This is a genomic window from Pseudarthrobacter sp. MM222 (genome assembly GCF_947090775.1).
In the GTDB taxonomy this organism is placed as follows: Bacteria; Actinomycetota; Actinomycetes; order Actinomycetales; family Micrococcaceae; genus Arthrobacter.
This window is the reverse complement of the sequence record NZ_OX352321.1, coordinates 3,713,264-3,732,518: the sequence shown is the minus strand read 5'-3', so window position 1 is coordinate 3,732,518 and position 19,255 is coordinate 3,713,264. Positions and strand designations below refer to the sequence as shown.

The window sequence follows — 19,255 nt, the reverse complement described above, 5'->3', positions numbered from 1 at the left end:
CCGTCGTTCTCTCACCTTCCGCAGGGTTTGGGCCGACGCTCTCTCACCTTCCGCAGGGTTTGAGCCGACGCTCTATCACTTTTCACACACCAGATTGAAGGAAATACACATGGCAAAAGTTGTTGCTGAACTGAAGTACTCCGCCGAGCACGAGTGGGTTGCTGTTGACGGATCGGGGCCTACCGGCGTCGGGATCTCCGCTGTGGCTGCCGACGCCCTGGGCGACATTGTGTACGTGGACCTGCCCGAGGTGGGCTCGGTGGTGACCGCGGGGGAGACGTGCGGGGAGGTGGAGTCGACCAAGTCGGTCTCGGACCTGTATGCCCCGGTCACCGGCGAGGTCGTGGAGATCAATGATGAAGTTGTTTCGGATCCCGCCCTGATCAACAGCGACCCCTATGGTGCCGGCTGGCTGTTCAAGGTCGCTGTGACCGAAGAAGGCCCGCTGATGTCCGCTGAAGAGTACGCAGCAGCCAACGGTGGCGAACTGTGAACGCCGCCGCAGGCAGCACAACAGTCGCAACGGCAACGTTCGAGCAGGTCATTTCGCCGAGCCTGGATGCGGACCTGTCGGCGCTGGATCCGGAGATCGCGGCGAAGATCGATGATGAGCTGACCCGCCAGCGCGAGGGCCTGGAGATGATCGCCTCGGAGAACCACACGGCCAGGGCCGTGATGCAGGCGCAGGGTTCCGTGCTGACGAACAAGTACGCCGAGGGCTACCCGGGCAAGCGCTACTACGGCGGCTGCGAGCACGTCGACGTCGTCGAGCAGCTCGCGATCGACCGGGTCAAGGCCCTGTTCGGCGCCGGGTACGCGAACGTGCAGCCGCACTCCGGCGCGCAGGCCAACGCCTCGGTGATGCACGCCCTGATCAAGCCCGGGGACACGATCATGGGCCTGAACCTGGCCCACGGCGGGCACCTCACCCACGGCATGAAGATTAACTTCTCCGGCCGGCTCTACAACGTGATCCCGTACCAGGTCCGGGAGGATGACCACCGGATCGACATGGCCGAGGTGGAGCGCCTGGCCCGGGAACACCAGCCCCGGCTGATCGTGGCCGGCTGGTCCGCGTACGCCCGGCAGCTGGACTTCGCCGAGTTCCGCCGGATCGCCGACTCCGTGGGCGCCTACCTGATGGTGGACATGGCCCACTTCGCCGGCCTGGTCGCGGCCGGGCTGCACCCCTCCCCGGTGCCGCACGCGCACGTGACCACGTCCACGACGCACAAGACCCTCGCCGGTCCGCGCGGCGGGATCATCCTGAGCAACGACGCGGACATCGCCAAGAAGATCAACTCGGCCGTGTTCCCCGGCCAGCAGGGCGGCCCGCTGGAGCACGTCATCGCGGGCAAGGCCGTGGCGTTCAAAATCGCCGCGTCCCCGGAGTTCAGGGAACGGCAGGAACGCGTCCTCGCCGGGGCCCGGATCCTCGCCGAGCGGCTCATCCAGCCGGACGTGACCGCGAAGGGGATCAACGTGATCTCCGGCGGCACCGACGTGCACCTGGTCCTGGTGGACCTGCGTGAGTGCGAACTCAACGGCCAGCAGGCCGAGGACCGGCTCGCGGAAATCGACATCACCGTCAACCGCAACGCCGTGCCGTTCGATCCGCGCCCGCCGATGGTCACCTCGGGGCTGCGGATCGGCACCCCGGCACTGGCGACCCGAGGTTTCGGCGAGGCAGCGTTTGCCGAAGTCGCGGAGATCATCGCGGAGGCCCTGACCGCCGACGCCGGCGCGGACCTCTCCGGCCTGCGCTCCCGGGTGGAGGCCCTCGCGGCCGCCCACCCGCTCTACCCCTCAGTCGCGAACCTCGCCTGACGCTGTTTGGGCTTACCGCACCGGTCCCGGTTTATTGGGGGCCGGGACCGGTGCGGTAGGCCCCGCCTTTAGCCATTGACCATCATTCTCACTTTTTCAGCGGAAGGCACCCACCATGGCTGTTGGAGTCTTTGACCTTTTTTCCATCGGAATAGGACCATCCAGTTCGCACACCGTGGGCCCCATGCGGGCCGCCGCAGTCTTCGCCGAAGAGCTCAAGGCCTCCGGAATCCTTGACCGGGTGGCGTCGCTGCGCGTGGACCTCTACGGCTCCCTCGCCGCCACCGGGCACGGCCACGGCACCATGACCGCGATCCTGCTTGGCCTGGAGGGCTTCCACCCTGAGCTGATCCTGCCCGAGGAAGTGGAGGCACGGCTCGCCGCGATCGCCGAAACCGGAACGCTGCAGCTGGCCGGCGCCGTCCCCCTGCCGTACGGCGTGAAGGACATGGTGCTGCGCCCGCTCACCATCCTGCCCCGGCACACCAACGGCATGACATTCACCGTCTTCGCCGCCGACGGCGAAGTCCTGCGCAGTGCCACGTTCTTCTCCGTAGGCGGTGGCTTCATCGTCCGCGAGGGCGAGGAGGACGCCGCGCTCAAGGAACTCGACGAGTCCAAGCAGGAGCTTCCGTTCCCCTTCCGCACCGCCGCCGAGCTGCTGGAACACTGTCAGAAAACCTCGCTGAGCGTTAGCGAGGTGATGCGGATCAATGAAGAAGACAGCTACACCGAGGAGGAGATCCGGGAAGGCCTGCTGCACATCTACTCCGTCATGGAGGGCTGCGTCCAGGTCAGCCTCAAGCGCGAAGGCCTGCTCCCGGGCGGGCTGAAGGTCCGGCGCCGGGCCCCCGACTGGCACGAGCGCCTGATGAAGGAGGACAAGGACCGGGACCCGAAGTACTGGCAGGAATGGGTGAACCTGATTGCCCTGGCCGTGAACGAGGAGAACGCCTCCGGCGGCCGGGTGGTCACCGCGCCCACCAACGGCGCCGCCGGCATCATTCCCGCCGTGCTGTATTACGCCCTGCACTTCGCCCCCGGGATGGACAAGGCCACCCAGGCGGACCGCGACGACGTCGTGGTTAAGTTCCTGCTGACCGCGGCCGCCGTCGGGGTGCTCTACAAGGAACAGGCCTCGATCTCCGGAGCCGAGGTCGGCTGCCAGGGCGAGGTGGGCTCGGCGTCGTCGATGGCCGCCGCCGGCCTGGCCGAAGTTCTGGGCGGCACCCCGCAGCAGGTGGAGAACGCCGCGGAAATTGCGATGGAGCACAACCTGGGACTGACCTGCGACCCGATCGGCGGGCTCGTGCAGATCCCCTGCATCGAACGCAACGCGATCGCCGCAGCGAAGGCGATCAACGCCGCCAAGATGGCGCTCTGGGGCGACGGAACCCACCGGGTGTCCCTGGACGAGGTCATCGTGACCATGCGCGAGACCGGCAAGGACATGAGCTCCAAATACAAGGAAACGGCCATGGGCGGCCTCGCCGTCAACGTCGTCGAATGCTGAAGGAAAGAGAACAAATGACACTGGCACCAGAAGGCCGGAAGATGCTGCGTATCGAGCAGCGAAATGCGGCCACACCGGTGGAACGTAAGCCGGAATGGATCAAGGCCAAGGTCCAGATGGGCCCGGAGTTCGTGCAGCTCAAGAACCTGGTCAAGAAGGAGGGCCTCCACACTGTCTGTGAAGAGGCCGGCTGCCCCAACATCTTCGAGTGCTGGGAAGACAAGGAAGCGACCTTCCTGATCGGCGGGTCCGAATGCACCCGCCGCTGCGACTTCTGCCAGATCGATACGGGCAAGCCCTCCCCGGTGGACATGTTCGAACCCACCAAGGTGGCCCGCTCCGTCCAGGCGATGCAGCTGCGCTACGCCACGGTCACCGGAGTGGCCCGCGACGACCTCGCCGACGAGGGCGTCTGGCTCTACGCCGAAACGGTCCGCAAGATCCATGAGCTCAACCCGGGCACCGGCGTCGAACTCCTGATCCCGGACTTCTCCGGCAAGCCGGAGCACATCGCGGCGATCTGCGACTCCAAGCCCGAGGTGTTCGCCCACAACGTCGAGACCGTCCCGCGGATCTTCAAGCGCATCCGGCCGGCGTTCCGCTACGACCGCTCCCTGGACGTGATCACGCAGGGCCGCAAGCTGGGCATGGTGACCAAGTCCAACCTGATCCTGGGCATGGGCGAAACGCGGGAGGAAATCTCCGAGGCGCTGCGGGACCTGCATGAGGCCGGCTGCGACCTGATCACGATTACGCAGTACCTGCGCCCGAGCGAGCGGCACCTGCCGGTGGACCGCTGGGTCAAGCCGCAGGAGTTCGTTGACCTGCAGCACGAAGCCGACGAGATCGGCTTCCTCGGCGTCATGAGCGGTCCGCTGGTGCGGTCTTCCTACCGCGCCGGCCGGCTGTGGGCCACCGCGATGCGCAAGAAGGGCTGGGAAATCCCCGCCGAGCTCGCGCACATCGAAAGCTCCGGCAGCACCCGCCAGGAAGCCAGCTCACTGCTCGCCGCCACTGCCTGACCAGACCCAAACCCTGATGCTAGAGAGGACCAATGATGTTCCCCATCAGAATTGAAATCATCCCTTCCGAGGGAATCGTTGAGCAGGTGGTGGCGCTGGTGCCGAAGACCACAACGCTCAGCGTGACGTGCCTGCCGCAACACGGCATCGAGCGGACCATGCGCACCGCCGTGCAACTGAGCTTGCTCGGATACACGGTGGCCCCGCATCTCGCGGCGCGGAGCCTGCACAGCCGTGCCGATCTCACCGGGATCCTCCGCGACTGCGATGTTGCGGGCATCGGTGAAGTGTTCGTGATCGGCGGAGACCGGAAGCAGCCAGCCGGTCCCTACGAATACGCCCTTCCGCTCCTGGAAGACATCGCACAATACTCCGGTGGCGCCATGCGGGCAGGCGTCGCGGGCTACCCGGAGGGGCACCCCTCCGTGAACCCCGTGGAAATGCTGGACGCCCTGCTGGCCAAGCAGCACCTGGCTACGCAGGTGGTCACGCAGATGTGCTTCTCCGCATCGAAAATCCTCGATTATGCGGCGCTCCTGCACCGCGAAGGCGTCCTTCTGCCCGTCTGGGCCGGGGTGGCGGGACCTGTCCCGCGGAACCGGCTAGTCTCACTGGCCACGCAGATCGGCGTCGGAAGTTCCCTGAAATTCCTGAGCCGGAAGGGGCCGCTGGCCCGCAAACTCCTCAGCGGGGACCGCTACTCGCCCCAGAGCCTGGTGTCCGGGCTGGAAAGCCAGCCAGGGCACATCGCGGGCATCCATCTCTACAGCTTCAACAGCTTCGATTCGGTTCCCGGCAATTCCCTTCCCGCCGGGACAGAACAGGCGTCCACCTCCGCAGCACTCCAGCCCGCATTGATTCGAGGAGCAGCACGTGACAACTAAATCCCTAACTTCCCACCAGGAGCCGCAGCTTGAGCGGCAGCTCAGCAACCGGCACATCCAGCTGATCGCCATTGGCGGCGCGATCGGAACGGGCCTGTTCATGGGGTCGGGCAAAACCATCTCCGCGGCCGGGCCCTCCGTCATCTTCGTCTACATGATCATTGGCTTCATGCTGTTCTTCGTGATGCGGGCCATGGGCGAATTGCTGCTGAGCAACCTGAACTACAAATCGTTCAGCGACTTCGCCGCGGATCTCCTGGGTCCCTGGGCTGGCTTCTTCACCGGCTGGACCTACTGGTTCTGTTGGGTGATCACGGGAATCGCGGACGTCATCGCCATCGCCGGCTACTCCAAGGAACTCTGGCCCGGGCTCCCGCTATGGATCCCAGGGCTGGCCACCGTGGCCATCCTCCTGCTCCTGAACCTCACCACCGTGAAGGCCTTCGGTGAGACGGAGTTCTGGTTCGCGCTGATCAAGATCATCGCCATTGCGGCACTGATCGTGGTGGGCATGTTCATGATCTTCACCGGGTTCCAGTCCGACGCCGGCCCTGCCACCTTCACGAACCTCTGGAGCCACGGCGGCTTCTTCCCGAACGAGTTCATGGGATTTGTGGCGGGCTTCCAGATCGCCGTGTTCGCCTTCGTGGGCATTGAACTGGTTGGCACCACGGCCGCCGAGGCCAAGGACCCGGAGAAAAACCTGCCCAAGGCCATCAACTCCATCCCCATCCGCGTGCTGCTCTTCTACGTGGGCGCCCTCATTATCCTCATGTCCGTCACCCCCTGGACCCAGTTCCAGGCCGGCCACAGCCCGTTCATCGCAATGTTCTCCCTGGCGGGCCTGGGCGCCGCAGCCACCGTGGTGAACCTGGTGGTACTCAGCTCGGCCATGTCATCGGCCAACTCCGGCATCTACTCCACGTCACGCATGGTGTACGGGCTGGCCCAGGAGGGCGACGCGCCGACCGTCTTCGGCGCCCTGTCACGACGCAAGGTTCCGCAAAACGCCCTGTTCCTGTCCTGCGTCCTCCTGCTCTCCGGCGTGGTGCTGATGTACGCGGGCCAGGACATCGGCAAGGCGTTCGACATGGTGACCACCGTGTCCGCCGTCTGCTTCGTGTTCGTGTGGTCCATCATCCTTGCCAGCTACCTGGCCTTCCGCAGGCGCCGCCCGCACCTGCACGAGACCTCCAAATACCGGATGCCCGGTGGCAAGCCCATGGTCTGGCTGGTCTTCGCGTTCTTCGCCTTCGTCCTGTGGGCGCTGACCACACAGCCGGACACTCTGGCGGCGCTCCTGGTCACACCGGCCTGGTTCATCCTGCTCGGCGCCGCCTGGCTGGTGCTGCGCCGACGCCCTGCACACCTGGCCCGTTACGCGGCGTTCCAGGCCGATCTCGCCCAGGAAGAGGAATCTTCCACCGCTCAAGAGTTCGAAAAGGTGCAGAAATGAGCGAAGCACAGACCCTGAAGAGCCCTGACACCACGCCGCAGGACGCTGCAGACGTGGTTGAGCATGTTCTGACCGTCGACTGTGCCGAGTCACCTGGCATCGTCCGGGATATCTCAGGATTCCTGTTCGACCACGGCTGCGACATCCTGGACATCAAGCAGTACGGGGACAAGGGGCACGGGCACTTCTTTATGCGCGTCCACTTCTCCTCGGTGCAGAAGTCCAGCACCGAAGGCCTGCGCCGGGACTTCACGCCTGTGGCGGAAAAGTGGCAGATGAGCTGGCAGTTGGAGCCGCATGGCCGCAAGCGCCGCGTCCTGGTGATGGTGTCCAAGATGGGCCACTGCCTCAACGACCTGCTGTTCCGGGCACGCACCGGCGACATCCCGGTGCAGATCGTCGCGGTGGTGTCCAACCACCGCGAACAGGAGGGCCTGGTCCAGTGGCACGGCATCCCGTTCTTCCACCTGCCGGTCTCGAAGGACACCAAGCCGGAGGCCGAGGCCAGGCTCCTGGAGATTGTGGACGCACTGGATGTGGAACTCGTGGTCCTGGCCCGCTATATGCAAGTGCTCAGTGACGAACTGTCGGCCAAGCTTGCAGGGCGGACCATCAACATCCACCACTCCTTCCTGCCCAGCTTCAAGGGTGCGAAGCCCTACCACCAGGCCTATGACCGCGGCGTCAAAACGGTGGGCGCCACGGCGCACTACGTCAACGCCGAACTCGATGAGGGCCCGATCATTGCGCAACAGGTTATCGAGGTGGACCACACGTACACCGCCGATGACCTCGTGGCCGTGGGCCGGGACGCCGAATGCGCGGCCCTCCGCAACGCCGTCCGCTGGCATTGTGAGGGCAGGATCCTGCTGCTCGGCAACCGCACCGTCATCCTGCGATAGCGCTCATGAAATCGACAAAGGGATCACCTTGGCGCCGAGTGCCATGGAACGCCTTGCCCGCCGGGCAGCCGGTGCGACTCTCGCAGGATGGGCGTCCCATCGGCTCCGGCGTCGTGGACGGCACCACACCCGACGGTGCAATCGTCTGGGTTGTCCTGGACGGGTGGCGGGAACGGCGGATGTTCCACAGGGAGGACTATGTGCAGGTGGAGATCATTGCGTAGCGGGCAAAGGCGCAGGCGCGATCTGAACCGGAAACAGGCCCACCTGCGGTTGCGCCTGGAAACATGGGCGGTCACCGTCGCGTTTTTTATTCTGATGACAGTCACCGTCTCTCAGGCGGTGCCCTTCGGGTAGTGAAAACGCAAGCGGACGTCGGCGGAGTTCCCGCCGCCGTCCGTTTCCCTGTTGTCAGGTCTCCAGCAGTCCGCCGCTGGCCCAGCGCCGCACCGCGAGCTTCTCGGCGGCGTCGAACTCCAGCAGTGCCACGCGGCATAGTTCTTCTACGTTCGCGGTCCAGGCTGCTGCCAGAGTGGCTGCGGTCGCCTCGTCGTTGAGCTGAAAATTGACGTAGGCGAGGCCTTGAAGGACAAAGTTCACGGCGTTGCGGGAGACCGGCTGGTTTGCGCTGACGCAGTCGTCCCTTACCAGCCGGGACAGTTCGGTGCGGTTGAGCGGCTCACGAAGCCTGGCCGCCATGGCCAGGAACATCTGCCGGAACTGGGCTGCGGAGAGTGCTGGCACATCCGTCACTCGGGTGACTTGCTCCTCGATGCCGGGCTGCCGGTCAGCCGGCGCAGGAAGATCCTCGCTCGAGAACCTCCTCGCGTCCCAGACCCAGCCGCCCTGTCCTGGGGAATATTCGATGCCCTGGCCAACCTGGGCCACCCAGGTCCCAAACTTTCCGCAGCCACCCCAGTCTGTCTTTAGGGACGGGTCGGCCGTCAGGGCCCGGTGGGCCACCATCGCGCCCACAACCGGTCCCGGAGCGTTCCGGACGAAGTCCAAGACTTCAGGGACCGCGGGCGAGGCTGCTGTGCTGGTCGACTTCGCTGCGGCTGGAACGAGCTGCTGCTTCCGGGGCGCCACAGCATGGATGGGTTCCACCGTTGTGCCGTTGAGGATCGCGACGAAGTCGTGGGACTCCACCACATGATCCGCCATCTCCCGGTACGCGAAGGCCACGGCACCGGCGGCGATGACAGTGGTCATCCGGTCAGCGGCCCGGAACCGCTGTATCAGGGACGTGAAGTCGGCGTCGGCCGAGGCGATGAAGAACTCGTCGATGCCACCGCCGCCGGAGAGTGCGTCCATTGCATCCAGCACCAGGTTGATGTCCGTGCTGCTCTTTCCCCGTTGCGTCAGCGACGGGCAATCGATCACGCGGAACCCGGCCCGGGTCCAATAGGTCCGGTACTTCGAGTACACCACCGGGTTCAGGTAGCAGTTTCGGATCAGGAAGCGGCGGGCGTCCTCTCCGGAACTGCCGGCTGACAACGCGTCGGCCCAATGCTTGGGGTCTTCGGCAAACCTCTTCGCCGCCAGTGGATCCAGAGCCTGCAGGCCCGTGAATACATTGTCGAAGTCAACAAACATGGCGGCGCGGATGCCGGGCCTTCGGGAGGGTGGGAGCGCCTCATTCATTGGCCCAGTGTGCCAGCATCGCCGCCTACTCGCTAAAGAAAGACGCCATCGACTTTTTACCCGGCCGTGTCGATTTACCCTCGCGCTGTTCGACCTAGGGGTGAGAAGGTCGAAGGGCGACCTTCCAAAACTAGGAGATTGAAATGGCAAAGTACATGTTGATCATGCGCGGAACCGACGAGTCGTACGCCAACCTTGAGAAGGCCGACTTCAACGAAATCCTCGAAACCATGGGCAAATTCAATGACGAATTGATCCGCGCCGGTGTCCTGCTGGCGGCAGAGGGCCTGGATGATCCGAAGGAGGGCGTTGTGGTGGACTTTACCGGCGAAACCCCGGTGGTCACCGACGGTCCCTATGGAGAGACCAAGGAACTATTCGCCGGCTACTACATCCTCGATGTCGCATCCAAGCAGGAAGCCATCGAGTGGGCCAAGCGGGCTCCCATGACGGCGGGCACCAAGACCGAGATCCGCCGCGTACCCTCCATCGACGAGTTCCCACAGGACAACGAATGGATCCAGAAGGAACGAGCCTGGCGCGAGGAGACCGGGCAGCTCTGAACCGGCCGGCCCGGAAACAGCAGTGAGCAGCACGGACGCAAGGGCCGCCGTCGAAGCGGTGTGGCGCATAGAGGCCGCCCGTATCGTCGGCGCCCTTGCCCGCTATACGGGCGACTTTCCCCTGGCCGAAGACCTGGCACAGGAGGCGCTGGCGGAGGCTCTCGTGTCCTGGTCGGTGAATGGCATCCCCGCCGAACCGGTGGGCTGGCTGCTGACCACCGGCCGGCGCCGCGCGGTGGACACCTTCCGGCGGCGGGCCGCCCGGGACGGAAAATACGCCCTGCTGGCCCGGGACCTCTCGGGGGAGGAGCCGGGCGCGGATTCCCTGTTCGACCCAGAAGCGATCGACGATGACGTCCTGGCCCTGATGTTCATCTCCTGTCATCCGGTGTTGTCCAAGGAATCGCGGATCGCGTTGACGCTGCGCGTGGTGGGCGGCATGGGCACCGACGAGATCGCAAAGGCGTTCCTGGTTCCGGTGCCTACCATCCAGGCCCGCATCACCCGGGCCAAGAAGACCTTGGCCGCCGCCCACGTTCCGTTCGCCGTGCCGGAAACGCGGGAAGTGCCTGAACGGCTGGGCTCCGTGCTTCAAGTCGTGTACCTGATCTTCACGGAGGGATCCTTCGCGTCCGGCGGGAACTCCTGGATGCGCACGGACCTGGCCGGCGAAGCGCGCCGCTTGGCCCGAATGCTCACGCGGCTGGCGCCCGAACCCGAGGTGTTCAGTTTGCTGGCCCTGATGGAGCTGACCGCGGCGCGCTTCCCGGCGAGGCTCGATTCCACCGGGTGGCCGGTCCTCCTCGCGGACCAGGACCGGCGGCTATGGGACCGGTCGGCCATCCGGCGCGGTCGCGCTGCGCTGGCGAGGGCAGTGGCTGCCGGCCGGGGCCTCGGCGCTTACGGGCTGCAGGCCTCCATCGCCGAATGCCACGCGGTTGCCCGCTCCGTGGCGGAAACGGACTGGCAGCGGATCGTGCTCCTCTACGAGGCCCTGGGGAGGCTGGCGCCGTCGTCGATCGTCGAGCTGAACCGCGCCGTGGCGGTGGCCATGGCATCGGGCCCGGCCGCCGGGCTGGGAATCGTAGACGCGATCGCGTCCCGCGGCGAGCTCAACGGCTCGCACCTTCTGCCAGCGGTCAGGGGCGAGATGCTGACCAGGCTCGGCAGGCGCGGGGAGGCGCAGGCCGCCCTGCAGCAGGCTGTCGCGCTGTGCACCAACGCGGCCGAACGTGCGGCGCTGGAACGAAAGATCGACGAGCTCGCTAGAGGACGGCTTGGAGCCTAAAAAGTCAGGGTCCGGATTAGTAGAGGCCGAGTTCGGCGAAGGCGGCAACGAGCCCCTCCTGGCGTGGACGGGCAGCGGTGCGGTCCGCTACCGCCAAGACCTCGGGGGAGGAGCCCTCGATGGCGATGCCGACGCCTGCGTAGGCGATCATCTCAAGGTCGTTGGCGCCGTCGCCCACGGCAACGGTGTTCTCGCGGGCGATGCCCAAGTGGGCGATGACCGCCGCGACGCCGTCCGCCTTGCTGATCCCGCGCTGGTACAGTTCCCCCGCATGCCGGCCCTCGTCGGCAACCGAATTAGCGACGACGGCGATGCCCCCGCCGATGTCCCGGACCAGGCACTCCATGGCTACTGGGGAGTCGAACACGGAGACCTTGGCGAAGGGCACGGCCGCGCGCTTCGCGGTGGGGTGCACGGCGTCGAGGATGGCCGAAGAACCGACCGGGCATTCTGGCGCCTGCCTGAAATGCGCGTCGAGGATGGCGCGTAGACGCTCCAGCGCCGCCGGCGGAACGTGCAGCGCCTCCTGTGCTTCCAGGACATACACGGCGTCGTGCGCGTCGAGCGCCGCGACCGTTCTCGCCGCTAGCTCTGCGGGGAAGCGTCGGTCCACGAGCACGGTCCCGGCCACCTCCACGTAGGCGCCGGCACTGGCTACAAGGCCGTCGAAGCCCGCTGCGAGGATACTGTCGGGCAGCATCGACACGGGACGCCCGGTGCAGAGCAGGACCCGGTGGCCCGCTTCCCGTGCCGCCCGTACAGCGCGCACATGGCCGTCGGGGACGACGCCGTAGTCTGCGTACGTCCCGTCCACGTCAAGGAAGACAGCCCGGATAGTTCCAGTGGTGCTCGGCGTTGTGTTCATGTTCGCGCATCATACGCAACGGCGACGGCGGGAGGAGGTGACTCCCGCCGTCGTTCGTCTTGTGCTGCTACAGGTTGACGGTCTCAAGGTTGGCTTCGCCGTGGTTCACGCTGAGCGTGAAGGTGTTCGGCCCGCTGGCGTGGACCGCGATGCTGCTCTTGGGGGTGTTGTGCCGGACCGAGAGGTCGTGGACCAGGGCATCCAGTTCGTTGTGCATGTTGGAGCGGTCCCACAGCTTGTGGGTTACAGAGTTGGCAGTGTCAAACGTCATTGTTCAGTGCTTCCATTCTTCGATCCGGATGTCAGGCTGCCGCACCGATGCGGAGCCGCCGTAAGCCAAACCAGGGACGCCTGAGTCATTTGGGCAGCTCTGCGAGCTCACCGGTTTGGCCTCATTGCGTCCACCAGGATGGGTATAACTTTGCCTCTGACCACTTCGTGCGTTGCGCGTTCGGAGTGGTATTCAGGGCTGCCAGCAGGGATTCAGTGCTTCCCGCCGTGCCTTTCCATAGTGCACAGTGCGGTGTTCAGGGCTCAAGCCAGATGGCGATTATGGCTAGTGAGACTCATCACAGCGGGCCCGGAGGAGCGCAGCAGGCTGTCCTCGAGTGCGGCCATGGCCAGGGAGAAGCGCCCGGGTAAGGGAGAAGATGCCACCCGGAGCCAGAGGGCGTCAGCGTAGGCGTGGAACCGGCCGGGAGTTACCTGCAGTTCTTCGGCAACGGCCAGCACCTGCGTGTGAGCGGTCAGGTATCGGGCGGGTGTCATCTGGCCCTGACGAAGGTCCAACTCCAGGTGCACGTCGAGGCCGGCCAGATCGCGGGCAGCCTCGGCCCTGGCCGTACTGTCGAAGTCCAATAACCCGGGGGACGGCCCGTCAGTGGCGATGATCTGCTTGGCGTGAAGGTCTCCGTGGGCCCAGACCAGCGGATCCGGCGCCGTCCGAAGCAGGTTTATGGACACGTGCTCCGCTGCGGCGCGCAAGGCGTTGCCCTGGGGCGCCAATTCCGGGACGTTTTCATTGTGAAGCAGCCAACCGTTGACCCGTCGCCATACGTTCGCTGACTCCACCTCCGGTGAACGGAGCGGAAGACTCTCCACGACGCTTTGCCCGACGCGGCCATACCGGCCATGCTGTTGCGCGATCCAGGCGCGCGACCATTTCTCCCACTCACCGGCAAACATTTCGTCGCTGACTCCGGCTCCGTTCCGGCCCAGCTCCGACAGGGTCAGTCCGGGGATGGAGCTGAAAACGATGACGTCGGAGCTGCGAGAAAGGATTCTGGGGGTGGTGAAGGTGCCGGGATCCAGCAGGATATCCACTTGGGCGCACCGTTCTGCGGGGACGACGGCACGAAGGGGTTGGAAGACCTTGATGTAACGGTCCGTCGCGCGGACCACAGCCTGGCGGTAGGGCCGATACGAAATGACTTCACCCTTTTGCGCTTCCGCCCGCAGGGCGGGCAGTTTCGGAGCGTCCGGCGGGATGAGGTTGAAGCGCCCCTGGCGCAGGCGGGCTCCCCGGACCCCGGGTTCTCCCGGCGTCAGGACCTCCAGGGCGTAGTCTCCAGGCGTCGGTACCGGCCACGCCCGGCGGACCTGCCAGGTTGTGCCGGCTTCGTCGTCGGCGGAGAGCGGGACGGGGGAGGGCCAGTCCATGCGATCAGCTCAAGACCCTGCGGATGTTTCAGCGAGTGGCGCCGCGCAACGGAGTGCCGGGATCTCAGTGTCCCGTTCCTTCGGTGCCCGGCACGCAGCCAAGCTCAGTCCATCCATGGTCACCGCGGTCCTCAACCCGGCAAGCTCTACCGGCGCACGCCGGATCGTATTCCAAGCATGGCGGTCAAGAATGAGGCACCGATTAAGGGTTCATGAAAGAAACCTCATGAACGAAATCCCGCGGACCGAGTGGGGGCTGGCTACCTGGTTCAGAGCGAGCCGCCCGCCGCCTCCGGAGTGCCGGAATCATGTGTTTCGCCGCCGCGGTGTCCCTGATGACCGCCACGACCGCCGCCCGGGCGTCCTTGGTCGCCGACGCGCTCACGGGCGAGGAAGTTTTCGATGTCAAAGAGGTTGTCCGCGCGGCGCGCGATGTTCAGGAGCGTGGTCATCGAGGCGACCTCTTCGACCTGTTCCTTGAGGAACCAAAGCATGAACTGCTCGCCCAAGGCGTCGTTTTCCGCCCTGGCTGCGGCGAAGAGTTCCTTGATGTTCTCGGTGACTTCCTGTTCCTGCGTGAGGGCCAGGGCCAGGGGTTCCTCGACCTTGGAGAAGTCGTTGCGGACGGGCTCAATGCCGGGAATGGCGATCTTGAGTCCGCGGTCCAAAATGTACCGGACCATCATCATTGCGTGATTTCGTTCTTCCAGTGACTGGCGGTAGAAATGCTTGGCCAGCTGGGGAAGATCCTGCCCGTCGAACCATGCGGCGACGGCAACGTACTGGTGCGAGGCGGAGAATTCGTTTCCAACCTGACGGGCCAGCAGTTCGTTGAATCTTGAGGGGCTCATGAACTCTCCTGAAGTTTTGGGTTCAAGGCTGGAGTGCCACAATTACAGGGCCTCGCTGGCTGCGCCACGGGAGGGCCTGCACTGAGAATCCCGCGGCGTGGACATCGGGTCAAGACCCTATTTAATGCCGTCCCGTTTTGACTGGCGGTCCGGGGCTACCGTCGATGGAGGGCGAAGGAGTCCGTGAAGCTGTACCCCGCAGCAGGAACGAACCGTGCGGCGAGCTGGTCAGCCGACACGGTGACATCTAGCGTACCCAGGGCTGGATTCCGATTCTTGCCGGACCAGGTGGAGAAGTACCCGACCTCCGGATCGTTGTTTTTCACGTTGTAGAGTTCGACACCGCCGACGCCGACGGTGACGAAAACCGTTCCCGCGCCCTGCTCCATGCTGCCGTCCTTGTCGGTCAGGCACGTGGCGGAAAAGTTGGCCGGGACGAGCTCCGAGCAGTTGCCGCCGAGCCCCACCTGATGCGACCGCTGGTAGACGTGGTCATGCCCGGACAAGACGAGGTCGACTTTTTTGTCGATCAACATGTTCGTGAAGTCCTTTCCGGCCTGGCAGCTTTTCTCACCCAGGCTGAAACACGGGACATGCATTCCGACGACGGTCCAGGGGATTCCCTGCGATCTTGCCTGGTCGATGGCTTCGGCGGTCCAGCGCCAGCGTTCACTTCCCTTCGAATAATCGAGGGGGTTTCCGTTCTTGAAATCAATTCCGGGGCTCACCAGAATGAATCGCACCACCGGATTCTGCTCCGGCACGTCCACGCGCCACTGGATGCCGTACTGGCCCTGCAAACCGGGCAATTTATTCGGCAGGCAGCGGACGAATTTGTCGATGTCACCTTCCTCCCCGTTGCTCTCGTGGTTTCCGGTGATCAGCTGGTAGGGGAGGTCGGTGCCCAGTTTGCCGGTGACCATGTCGCAGAATTGCTGTTCGCCTCCTGCCCTGTAGCTGAAGTCCCCGAGGGCAAGATTCAGCTGGGGATCGAGACCCGCGATGACGTCCAGCACCTTTTTGGCCCCTGCGCCGAGGCCGATGTCCCCCTGGGCGGTAAAGTGCACGGTTTCGGATTCAGCCGATGGCGGTGGCGGGATGAAAGTTGGCTCCGGCGCGGGTTGCGTTGAGGACGGCGCGGGTTGCGTCGGGGAAGGCGCCGGTTCCGGTGGCCCCGGATCACACGCAGCCACCATCATGGTCAAGCTCAGCAGAGCGGCCGCCAAACCGGCCCTGCCCCGGTTGCTCAGCGATCCGGCCATAAATCCCTCACTCGGTCAGCCTCGGTGGAGCCCGGTTTTTATACGCCACAGTAGCCCCGCCCTCCGGCGAAGACCAGACCTCTGTTGGGGCGCTTCAGTTCAGCCGCCGCTCGTCCCTTCCTGACACGCGCGGGGAGGGCGTACGCTCGTTGCACCTTAGGAACGCACGGTCACGCAGCATGCCCAATCGGCGCGGTGACGTCCGGATCGAGAATGGTGCCTTCGAATGGCTATTGAGACTCCTCCGCCGGCGCTGGACCCGGCAGTCCTGGACGGCCTGAGCAAGGCCCTTGTCGGGGCGCTGCTCCGTCCCGAAGATGCCGGCTACAACGACGCCAGGAAGATCTTCAACGCCATGATTGACCGCCGTCCGGCCGTGATCATCCGCCCCGCCGGTTCGGAAGACATACGCCGTGCGGTGGTATTCGCCCGGGAAAACCGCCTCCCGGTCTCCGTCAAGGGCGGAGGCCACAACGTGGCAGGGAGTGCCGTCAGCGCCGGCGGGCTCATGTTGGATTGCTCCGGCATGAAAGACGTTCAGGTCGATTCGGGACGCCGTATCGCGGTGGCTGGGGCCGGGGCGCTTCTGGCGGACCTCGACCAAGCCACTCAGGCGCACGGCCTCGCCACGCCGCTCGGAGTGGTCTCGGTCACCGGCATCGCCGGCTTGACCCTCGGAGGCGGCATCGGCTGGCTGAACGGCAAGCACGGTCTTGCCTGCGACAACGTGATCGCCGCCGAGATTGTAACGGCGGACGGCCGGCTCTTGACCGTGAGCCCCGACGAGCACACCGACCTTTACTGGGCGATCCGGGGAGGCGGCGGCAACTTCGGCGTGGTTACCTCCTTCACCTATCGCCTGCATCCCGTCGGGCGGGTCCTCGCCGGAGGACTCTTGTACCCTGCCGAGCGGACAAAGGAGGTCCTGCGGTTCTACCTCGAATTCGCTGTCTCCTGTCCCGACGAGCTGTCCATGTCGGCCAGTCTGGGCAACGATGACGCGGGGCGCCCTGTTTTCGGCGTCGCCCTCTGCTGGAGCGGTGAACAAGATGAGCTGGAGTCGGCGCTCCGACCACTGCGCGATCTCGGTCCGACGCTGGACGAAGTGGTACCAACCGAATATTGCGCCTGGCAGAGCGCTCACGATGAGGGCTTTCCGTTGGGCCAGCACCACTATTGGAAATCGAGCTTCGTCACAGACTTCACCGACGACGCCGTCGATGTCCTGCTTCATTTTTCGGCCGAGAAGCCCTCAGCGGCGAGTGGCATCGGCATGCAGCAGTTGCACGGCTCGGCCGCCCGGGTTGCTCCCGCAGCCACAGCGTTCCCACACCGCCGTTCCCAAAGCGAACTCCTCATCCTGGCCGCGTGGGCTGACCCCGCTGAAACCGAGCGCAACGTGGCGTGGGCCCGGGACTTCTTCGAAGCGATGCAGCCCTTCGCCGCGCGCGGTGTCTATGTCAACGACTTGGGTGAAGAGGAGGGGGACCGGGTGAGGGCCGCCTATGGGGCGAACTACGATCGGCTGGCCGCCATCAAGGCCGTGTATGACCCGACCAACCTCTTCCGATCCAACCAGAACATCCGCCCGATCGCCTAGCAGTTCTGCTGGCGCCCAACACCGCCGGTGCATAGGCGCTTGTGGGGCGTGTTTACTAGGCGAAGCCGAATACGGGCGGGAAAACTACGACCACGACGGTAGCCCAGACGCCGTAGACCGGCAGATACCTGGTTTGCCAGCGCTCCACCGCGGCAAAAGTGCGGAGGCCACGAAGGAATCCGACGCCGAGCCAGGCCGCCCGGAGCAGGTGCACCAGCAGCAGAAGGTTCAGGCCAAGGGCGGCGATCTTGTTTGGGCTGTACCCGAACTCGGCGATGCGGGCAAGCATCGCCGCCAGCATCACGCCGTCCACTGCGAGGGCCGCGAGAACGAGTACCGACTGCATTGCATCGAACAGTCCTGGAGGCGAGAGCGGGTCACGGGCGGAGATCGAGTAGAGCAGCAGGCACAGGACCAGCACGAGGATGGCGTCCAGGAGGATCAGCAGGTTGCGGTCGATCTCGACGAAGCCGCCCGCCGTAGCAAGCACGGTCAGGAGAACCAGGAGCATGGCAACGGTCAGGGGGGTGAAGACGCGGGTGAGGACGGGGGCGATGTTTTCGACTACGTGCTGCTTGGCTTCGACGAGCCAGACGGCGACCAGGAGCGCTCCGGGTACCGCGAACGGGAGGATCCAGCCTGCCAGAACGGGTTCGAAGTCGAAGCCTATGATCCGGAGGGTCGCGAGTGTGAGCGCGATCAGGACTGCACCGCCGAGCGCAAGCAGCGTGAAGTAGATACCGAGCTCGCCGGTGAACCGGACGAAGTCCATGCGTCGCTTGTCCGACCGCCACCTCCCGCCGAGGTAGCCCACTCCGGCCAGCAGCCACAGGATGACGGGGGCGTGCAGGGCGGCGAGCATTCCGGTCGAGCCGCCCGGGGCGAACGGGTAGATGTTGAGCGCAACTGCCAGAGCAGCAGCCGGGAGTAGCATTGCGGCTGCCACCGCGCCCGTGAAGCGGCGCCTCCATGCGAAGTACGCGGCCAGGGACGGGAAGACGAGCAGTCCCAGGTTGCGTGTCAGCGATCCGCCGTCGTCGATCCAGGCAAAGCCAGCCTTGACCGCGATACCCGCCCCGACCGCGAGGGCGAGGACGACGGCCAGCTCGCGCCACGGCGGCGTGCCGGCGTCGGCGGAACCCTCCGGCACCAGAACAAGCTGCTTCCACAGCCGTTCGGAGTGTTCGCGCGCAAACTCGTGGGAGACGGCGTCGAGGTTGCCCAGGCGTTTGATGGCGACGAGGAAGGCCTCATCGTCATCCAGGCCGGTCGCTTGCCGGTCGGCAATCTGCTCGCGCAGATGGTCCTCCAGCTCATCGACGTCGGCCGGGGAGATGGCCTGGCGCCGCTGAACGTAGCCGCGCCACCGGTCGATCTGGGCCTCCAGCTCAGCGTGTGACGTCACTACGCCCACCCCTCAACCGCGGCAGAGGGCCGCTGCGTAGTCTGCCACACTTGCCGCAACGCGTCCGCGACGACGGTCCACTGCTCCTGCCGCTCGGCGAGGGCGTCCCGGCCTGATGGCGTGATTGTGTAGTGCTTGCGACGACGGCCGGCATCGGAGGTACCCCACGAGGAGGAGACGTAGCCGAGCCGCTCGAGACGGTGCAGCAGCGGGTAGAGCATCCCGTCCGTCCATTGCATGCCACCGCCCGACAGCTCACCCACCCGCTTGAGGATTGCGTAGCCATACAGATCGCCGTCCGCCAGAATGCCGAGCACCAGCGGGGTGGCTGAGGCGGCCACCAGGTCCTTGTCAATGCGCACTACGTCTCCCATACCTAGATCTAAAGGGTATTAAACATAGTAGCTCTAGGTATGGCAAGGGGCCCCGACCGGTGGCCGCCGGGCACAACTTGTTAGCCGGCAGGTCGGCCTCGTGCCAACGAACCCCGAATCCCTATTACTGGCTGCCGGTC

General features: G+C 65.2%; 19 protein-coding genes. 11 read left to right on the top strand and 8 right to left on the bottom strand.

The features are described 5' to 3' along the window. Window positions 1-109: 109 nt before the first annotated feature. From gcvH to OM977_RS17090, 8 genes are all read left to right on the top strand, one after another. The gene (gene gcvH, locus OM977_RS17125; protein WP_264355085.1) at window positions 110-493 is read left to right on the top strand and encodes a glycine cleavage system protein GcvH; all 384 of its coding nucleotides are present in this window, start codon (window positions 110-112) and stop codon (window positions 491-493) included. Continuing rightward, complete coding sequence (gene glyA / locus OM977_RS17120; RefSeq protein ID WP_270103042.1) at window positions 490-1,827, top strand: serine hydroxymethyltransferase; 1,338 nt, start codon at window positions 490-492, stop codon at window positions 1,825-1,827. The genes gcvH and glyA overlap by 4 nt, the downstream gene beginning before the upstream one ends. A 115-nt stretch (window positions 1,828-1,942) precedes the next feature. Next, a complete protein-coding gene (locus tag OM977_RS17115) occupies window positions 1,943-3,340 on the top strand; it encodes an L-serine ammonia-lyase (protein ID WP_264355084.1) in 1,398 nt (465 codons plus the stop codon). A gap of 14 nt (window positions 3,341-3,354) precedes the next feature. After that, complete coding sequence (gene lipA, locus OM977_RS17110; RefSeq protein ID WP_264355083.1) at window positions 3,355-4,362, top strand: lipoyl synthase; 1,008 nt, start codon at window positions 3,355-3,357, stop codon at window positions 4,360-4,362. Between the two features lie 32 nt (window positions 4,363-4,394). After that, window positions 4,395-5,246: a methylenetetrahydrofolate reductase gene (locus tag OM977_RS17105; RefSeq protein ID WP_264355082.1), complete on the top strand. Its 852-nt coding sequence runs from the start codon at window positions 4,395-4,397 to the stop codon at window positions 5,244-5,246. Beyond that, window positions 5,236-6,702, top strand: coding sequence for a D-serine/D-alanine/glycine transporter (cycA, locus tag OM977_RS17100; protein WP_264355081.1), 1,467 nt, complete (start codon window positions 5,236-5,238; stop codon window positions 6,700-6,702). Before OM977_RS17105 ends, cycA begins: the two co-directional genes overlap by 11 nt. After that, window positions 6,699-7,604 (top strand): formyltetrahydrofolate deformylase, encoded by a 906-nt coding sequence (purU, locus tag OM977_RS17095; protein ID WP_264355080.1) that lies wholly within the window; start codon window positions 6,699-6,701, stop codon window positions 7,602-7,604. The genes cycA and purU overlap by 4 nt, the downstream gene beginning before the upstream one ends. Window positions 7,605-7,657: 53 nt before the next feature. Next, window positions 7,658-7,828 carry a hypothetical protein gene (locus tag OM977_RS17090; protein ID WP_264355079.1) on the top strand — a complete coding sequence of 57 codons (171 nt, stop codon included), beginning with the start codon at window positions 7,658-7,660 and terminating at the stop codon, window positions 7,826-7,828. 187 nt (window positions 7,829-8,015) lie between these two features. On the opposite strand, the gene OM977_RS17085 is transcribed toward OM977_RS17090, so the two are convergent. Further along, complete coding sequence (locus OM977_RS17085; protein WP_264355078.1) at window positions 8,016-9,248, bottom strand: NYN domain-containing protein; 1,233 nt, start codon at window positions 9,246-9,248, stop codon at window positions 8,016-8,018. A gap of 143 nt (window positions 9,249-9,391) precedes the next feature. On the opposite strand from OM977_RS17085, the gene OM977_RS17080 reads away from it, so the two are divergent. Further along, window positions 9,392-9,811 carry a YciI family protein gene (locus tag OM977_RS17080; RefSeq protein WP_264355077.1) on the top strand — a complete coding sequence of 140 codons (420 nt, stop codon included), beginning with the start codon at window positions 9,392-9,394 and terminating at the stop codon, window positions 9,809-9,811. A gap of 22 nt (window positions 9,812-9,833) precedes the next feature. Beyond that, window positions 9,834-11,099, top strand: a complete 1,266-nt coding sequence (locus OM977_RS17075; RefSeq protein ID WP_264355076.1) for an RNA polymerase sigma factor — start codon at window positions 9,834-9,836, stop codon at window positions 11,097-11,099. 16 nt (window positions 11,100-11,115) lie between these two features. On the opposite strand, the gene OM977_RS17070 is transcribed toward OM977_RS17075, so the two are convergent. The 5 genes from OM977_RS17070 to OM977_RS17050 all read right to left on the bottom strand — a co-directional run bounded on the left by OM977_RS17070 (window position 11,116) and on the right by OM977_RS17050 (window position 15,541). Further along, entirely contained in the window at window positions 11,116-11,964 is an 849-nt protein-coding gene (locus OM977_RS17070) for an HAD-IIB family hydrolase (protein ID WP_264355075.1), read from the bottom strand. A 67-nt stretch (window positions 11,965-12,031) separates the two neighbouring features. Then, entirely contained in the window at window positions 12,032-12,235 is a 204-nt protein-coding gene (locus tag OM977_RS17065) for a hypothetical protein (RefSeq protein ID WP_264355074.1), read from the bottom strand. A gap of 263 nt (window positions 12,236-12,498) precedes the next feature. Continuing rightward, window positions 12,499-13,623, bottom strand: coding sequence for a phosphotransferase family protein (locus OM977_RS17060; RefSeq protein WP_264355073.1), 1,125 nt, complete (start codon window positions 13,621-13,623; stop codon window positions 12,499-12,501). A 269-nt stretch (window positions 13,624-13,892) separates the two neighbouring features. Further along, window positions 13,893-14,474 (bottom strand): ferritin, encoded by a 582-nt coding sequence (locus OM977_RS17055; protein ID WP_264355072.1) that lies wholly within the window; start codon window positions 14,472-14,474, stop codon window positions 13,893-13,895. A gap of 155 nt (window positions 14,475-14,629) precedes the next feature. Further along, window positions 14,630-15,541, bottom strand: a complete 912-nt coding sequence (locus tag OM977_RS17050; protein ID WP_264355071.1) for a metallophosphoesterase family protein — start codon at window positions 15,539-15,541, stop codon at window positions 14,630-14,632. A gap of 421 nt (window positions 15,542-15,962) precedes the next feature. Here OM977_RS17050 and OM977_RS17045 point away from each other — a divergent pair, with 421 nt between their 5' ends. After that, window positions 15,963-17,336, top strand: coding sequence for an FAD-binding oxidoreductase (locus OM977_RS17045; protein WP_264355070.1), 1,374 nt, complete (start codon window positions 15,963-15,965; stop codon window positions 17,334-17,336). Between the two features lie 55 nt (window positions 17,337-17,391). Here the strand turns inward: OM977_RS17045 and OM977_RS17040 are convergent, their stop codons facing one another. Both OM977_RS17040 and OM977_RS17035 read right to left on the bottom strand, forming a co-directional pair. Then, a complete protein-coding gene (locus OM977_RS17040) occupies window positions 17,392-18,741 on the bottom strand; it encodes a permease prefix domain 1-containing protein (protein WP_333473988.1) in 1,350 nt (449 codons plus the stop codon). Then, complete coding sequence (locus tag OM977_RS17035) at window positions 18,741-19,103, bottom strand: PadR family transcriptional regulator (protein ID WP_264355068.1); 363 nt, start codon at window positions 19,101-19,103, stop codon at window positions 18,741-18,743. Before OM977_RS17035 ends, OM977_RS17040 begins: the two co-directional genes overlap by 1 nt. Window positions 19,104-19,255: the final 152 nt, after the last annotated feature.

Excerpts from the sequence above, each read along its gene's own strand:
- OM977_RS17045 (WP_264355070.1), top strand. The coding sequence starts at position 15,963 with ATGGCTATTGAGACTCCTCCGCCGGCGCTGGACCCGGCAGTCCTGGAC.
- OM977_RS17065 (WP_264355074.1), bottom strand. The coding sequence starts at position 12,235 with ATGACGTTTGACACTGCCAACTCTGTAACCCACAAGCTGTGGGACCGC.
- OM977_RS17055 (WP_264355072.1), bottom strand. The coding sequence starts at position 14,474 with ATGAGCCCCTCAAGATTCAACGAACTGCTGGCCCGTCAGGTTGGAAAC.
- OM977_RS17070 (WP_264355075.1), bottom strand. The coding sequence starts at position 11,964 with ATGAACACAACGCCGAGCACCACTGGAACTATCCGGGCTGTCTTCCTT.
- OM977_RS17115 (WP_264355084.1), top strand. The coding sequence starts at position 1,943 with ATGGCTGTTGGAGTCTTTGACCTTTTTTCCATCGGAATAGGACCATCC.
- OM977_RS17105 (WP_264355082.1), top strand. The coding sequence starts at position 4,395 with ATGATGTTCCCCATCAGAATTGAAATCATCCCTTCCGAGGGAATCGTT.
- OM977_RS17060 (WP_264355073.1), bottom strand. The coding sequence starts at position 13,623 with ATGGACTGGCCCTCCCCCGTCCCGCTCTCCGCCGACGACGAAGCCGGC.
- purU (WP_264355080.1), top strand. The coding sequence starts at position 6,699 with ATGAGCGAAGCACAGACCCTGAAGAGCCCTGACACCACGCCGCAGGAC.
- lipA (WP_264355083.1), top strand. The coding sequence starts at position 3,355 with ATGACACTGGCACCAGAAGGCCGGAAGATGCTGCGTATCGAGCAGCGA.
- OM977_RS17080 (WP_264355077.1), top strand. The coding sequence starts at position 9,392 with ATGGCAAAGTACATGTTGATCATGCGCGGAACCGACGAGTCGTACGCC.
- OM977_RS17085 (WP_264355078.1), bottom strand. The coding sequence starts at position 9,248 with ATGAATGAGGCGCTCCCACCCTCCCGAAGGCCCGGCATCCGCGCCGCC.
- gcvH (WP_264355085.1), top strand. The coding sequence starts at position 110 with ATGGCAAAAGTTGTTGCTGAACTGAAGTACTCCGCCGAGCACGAGTGG.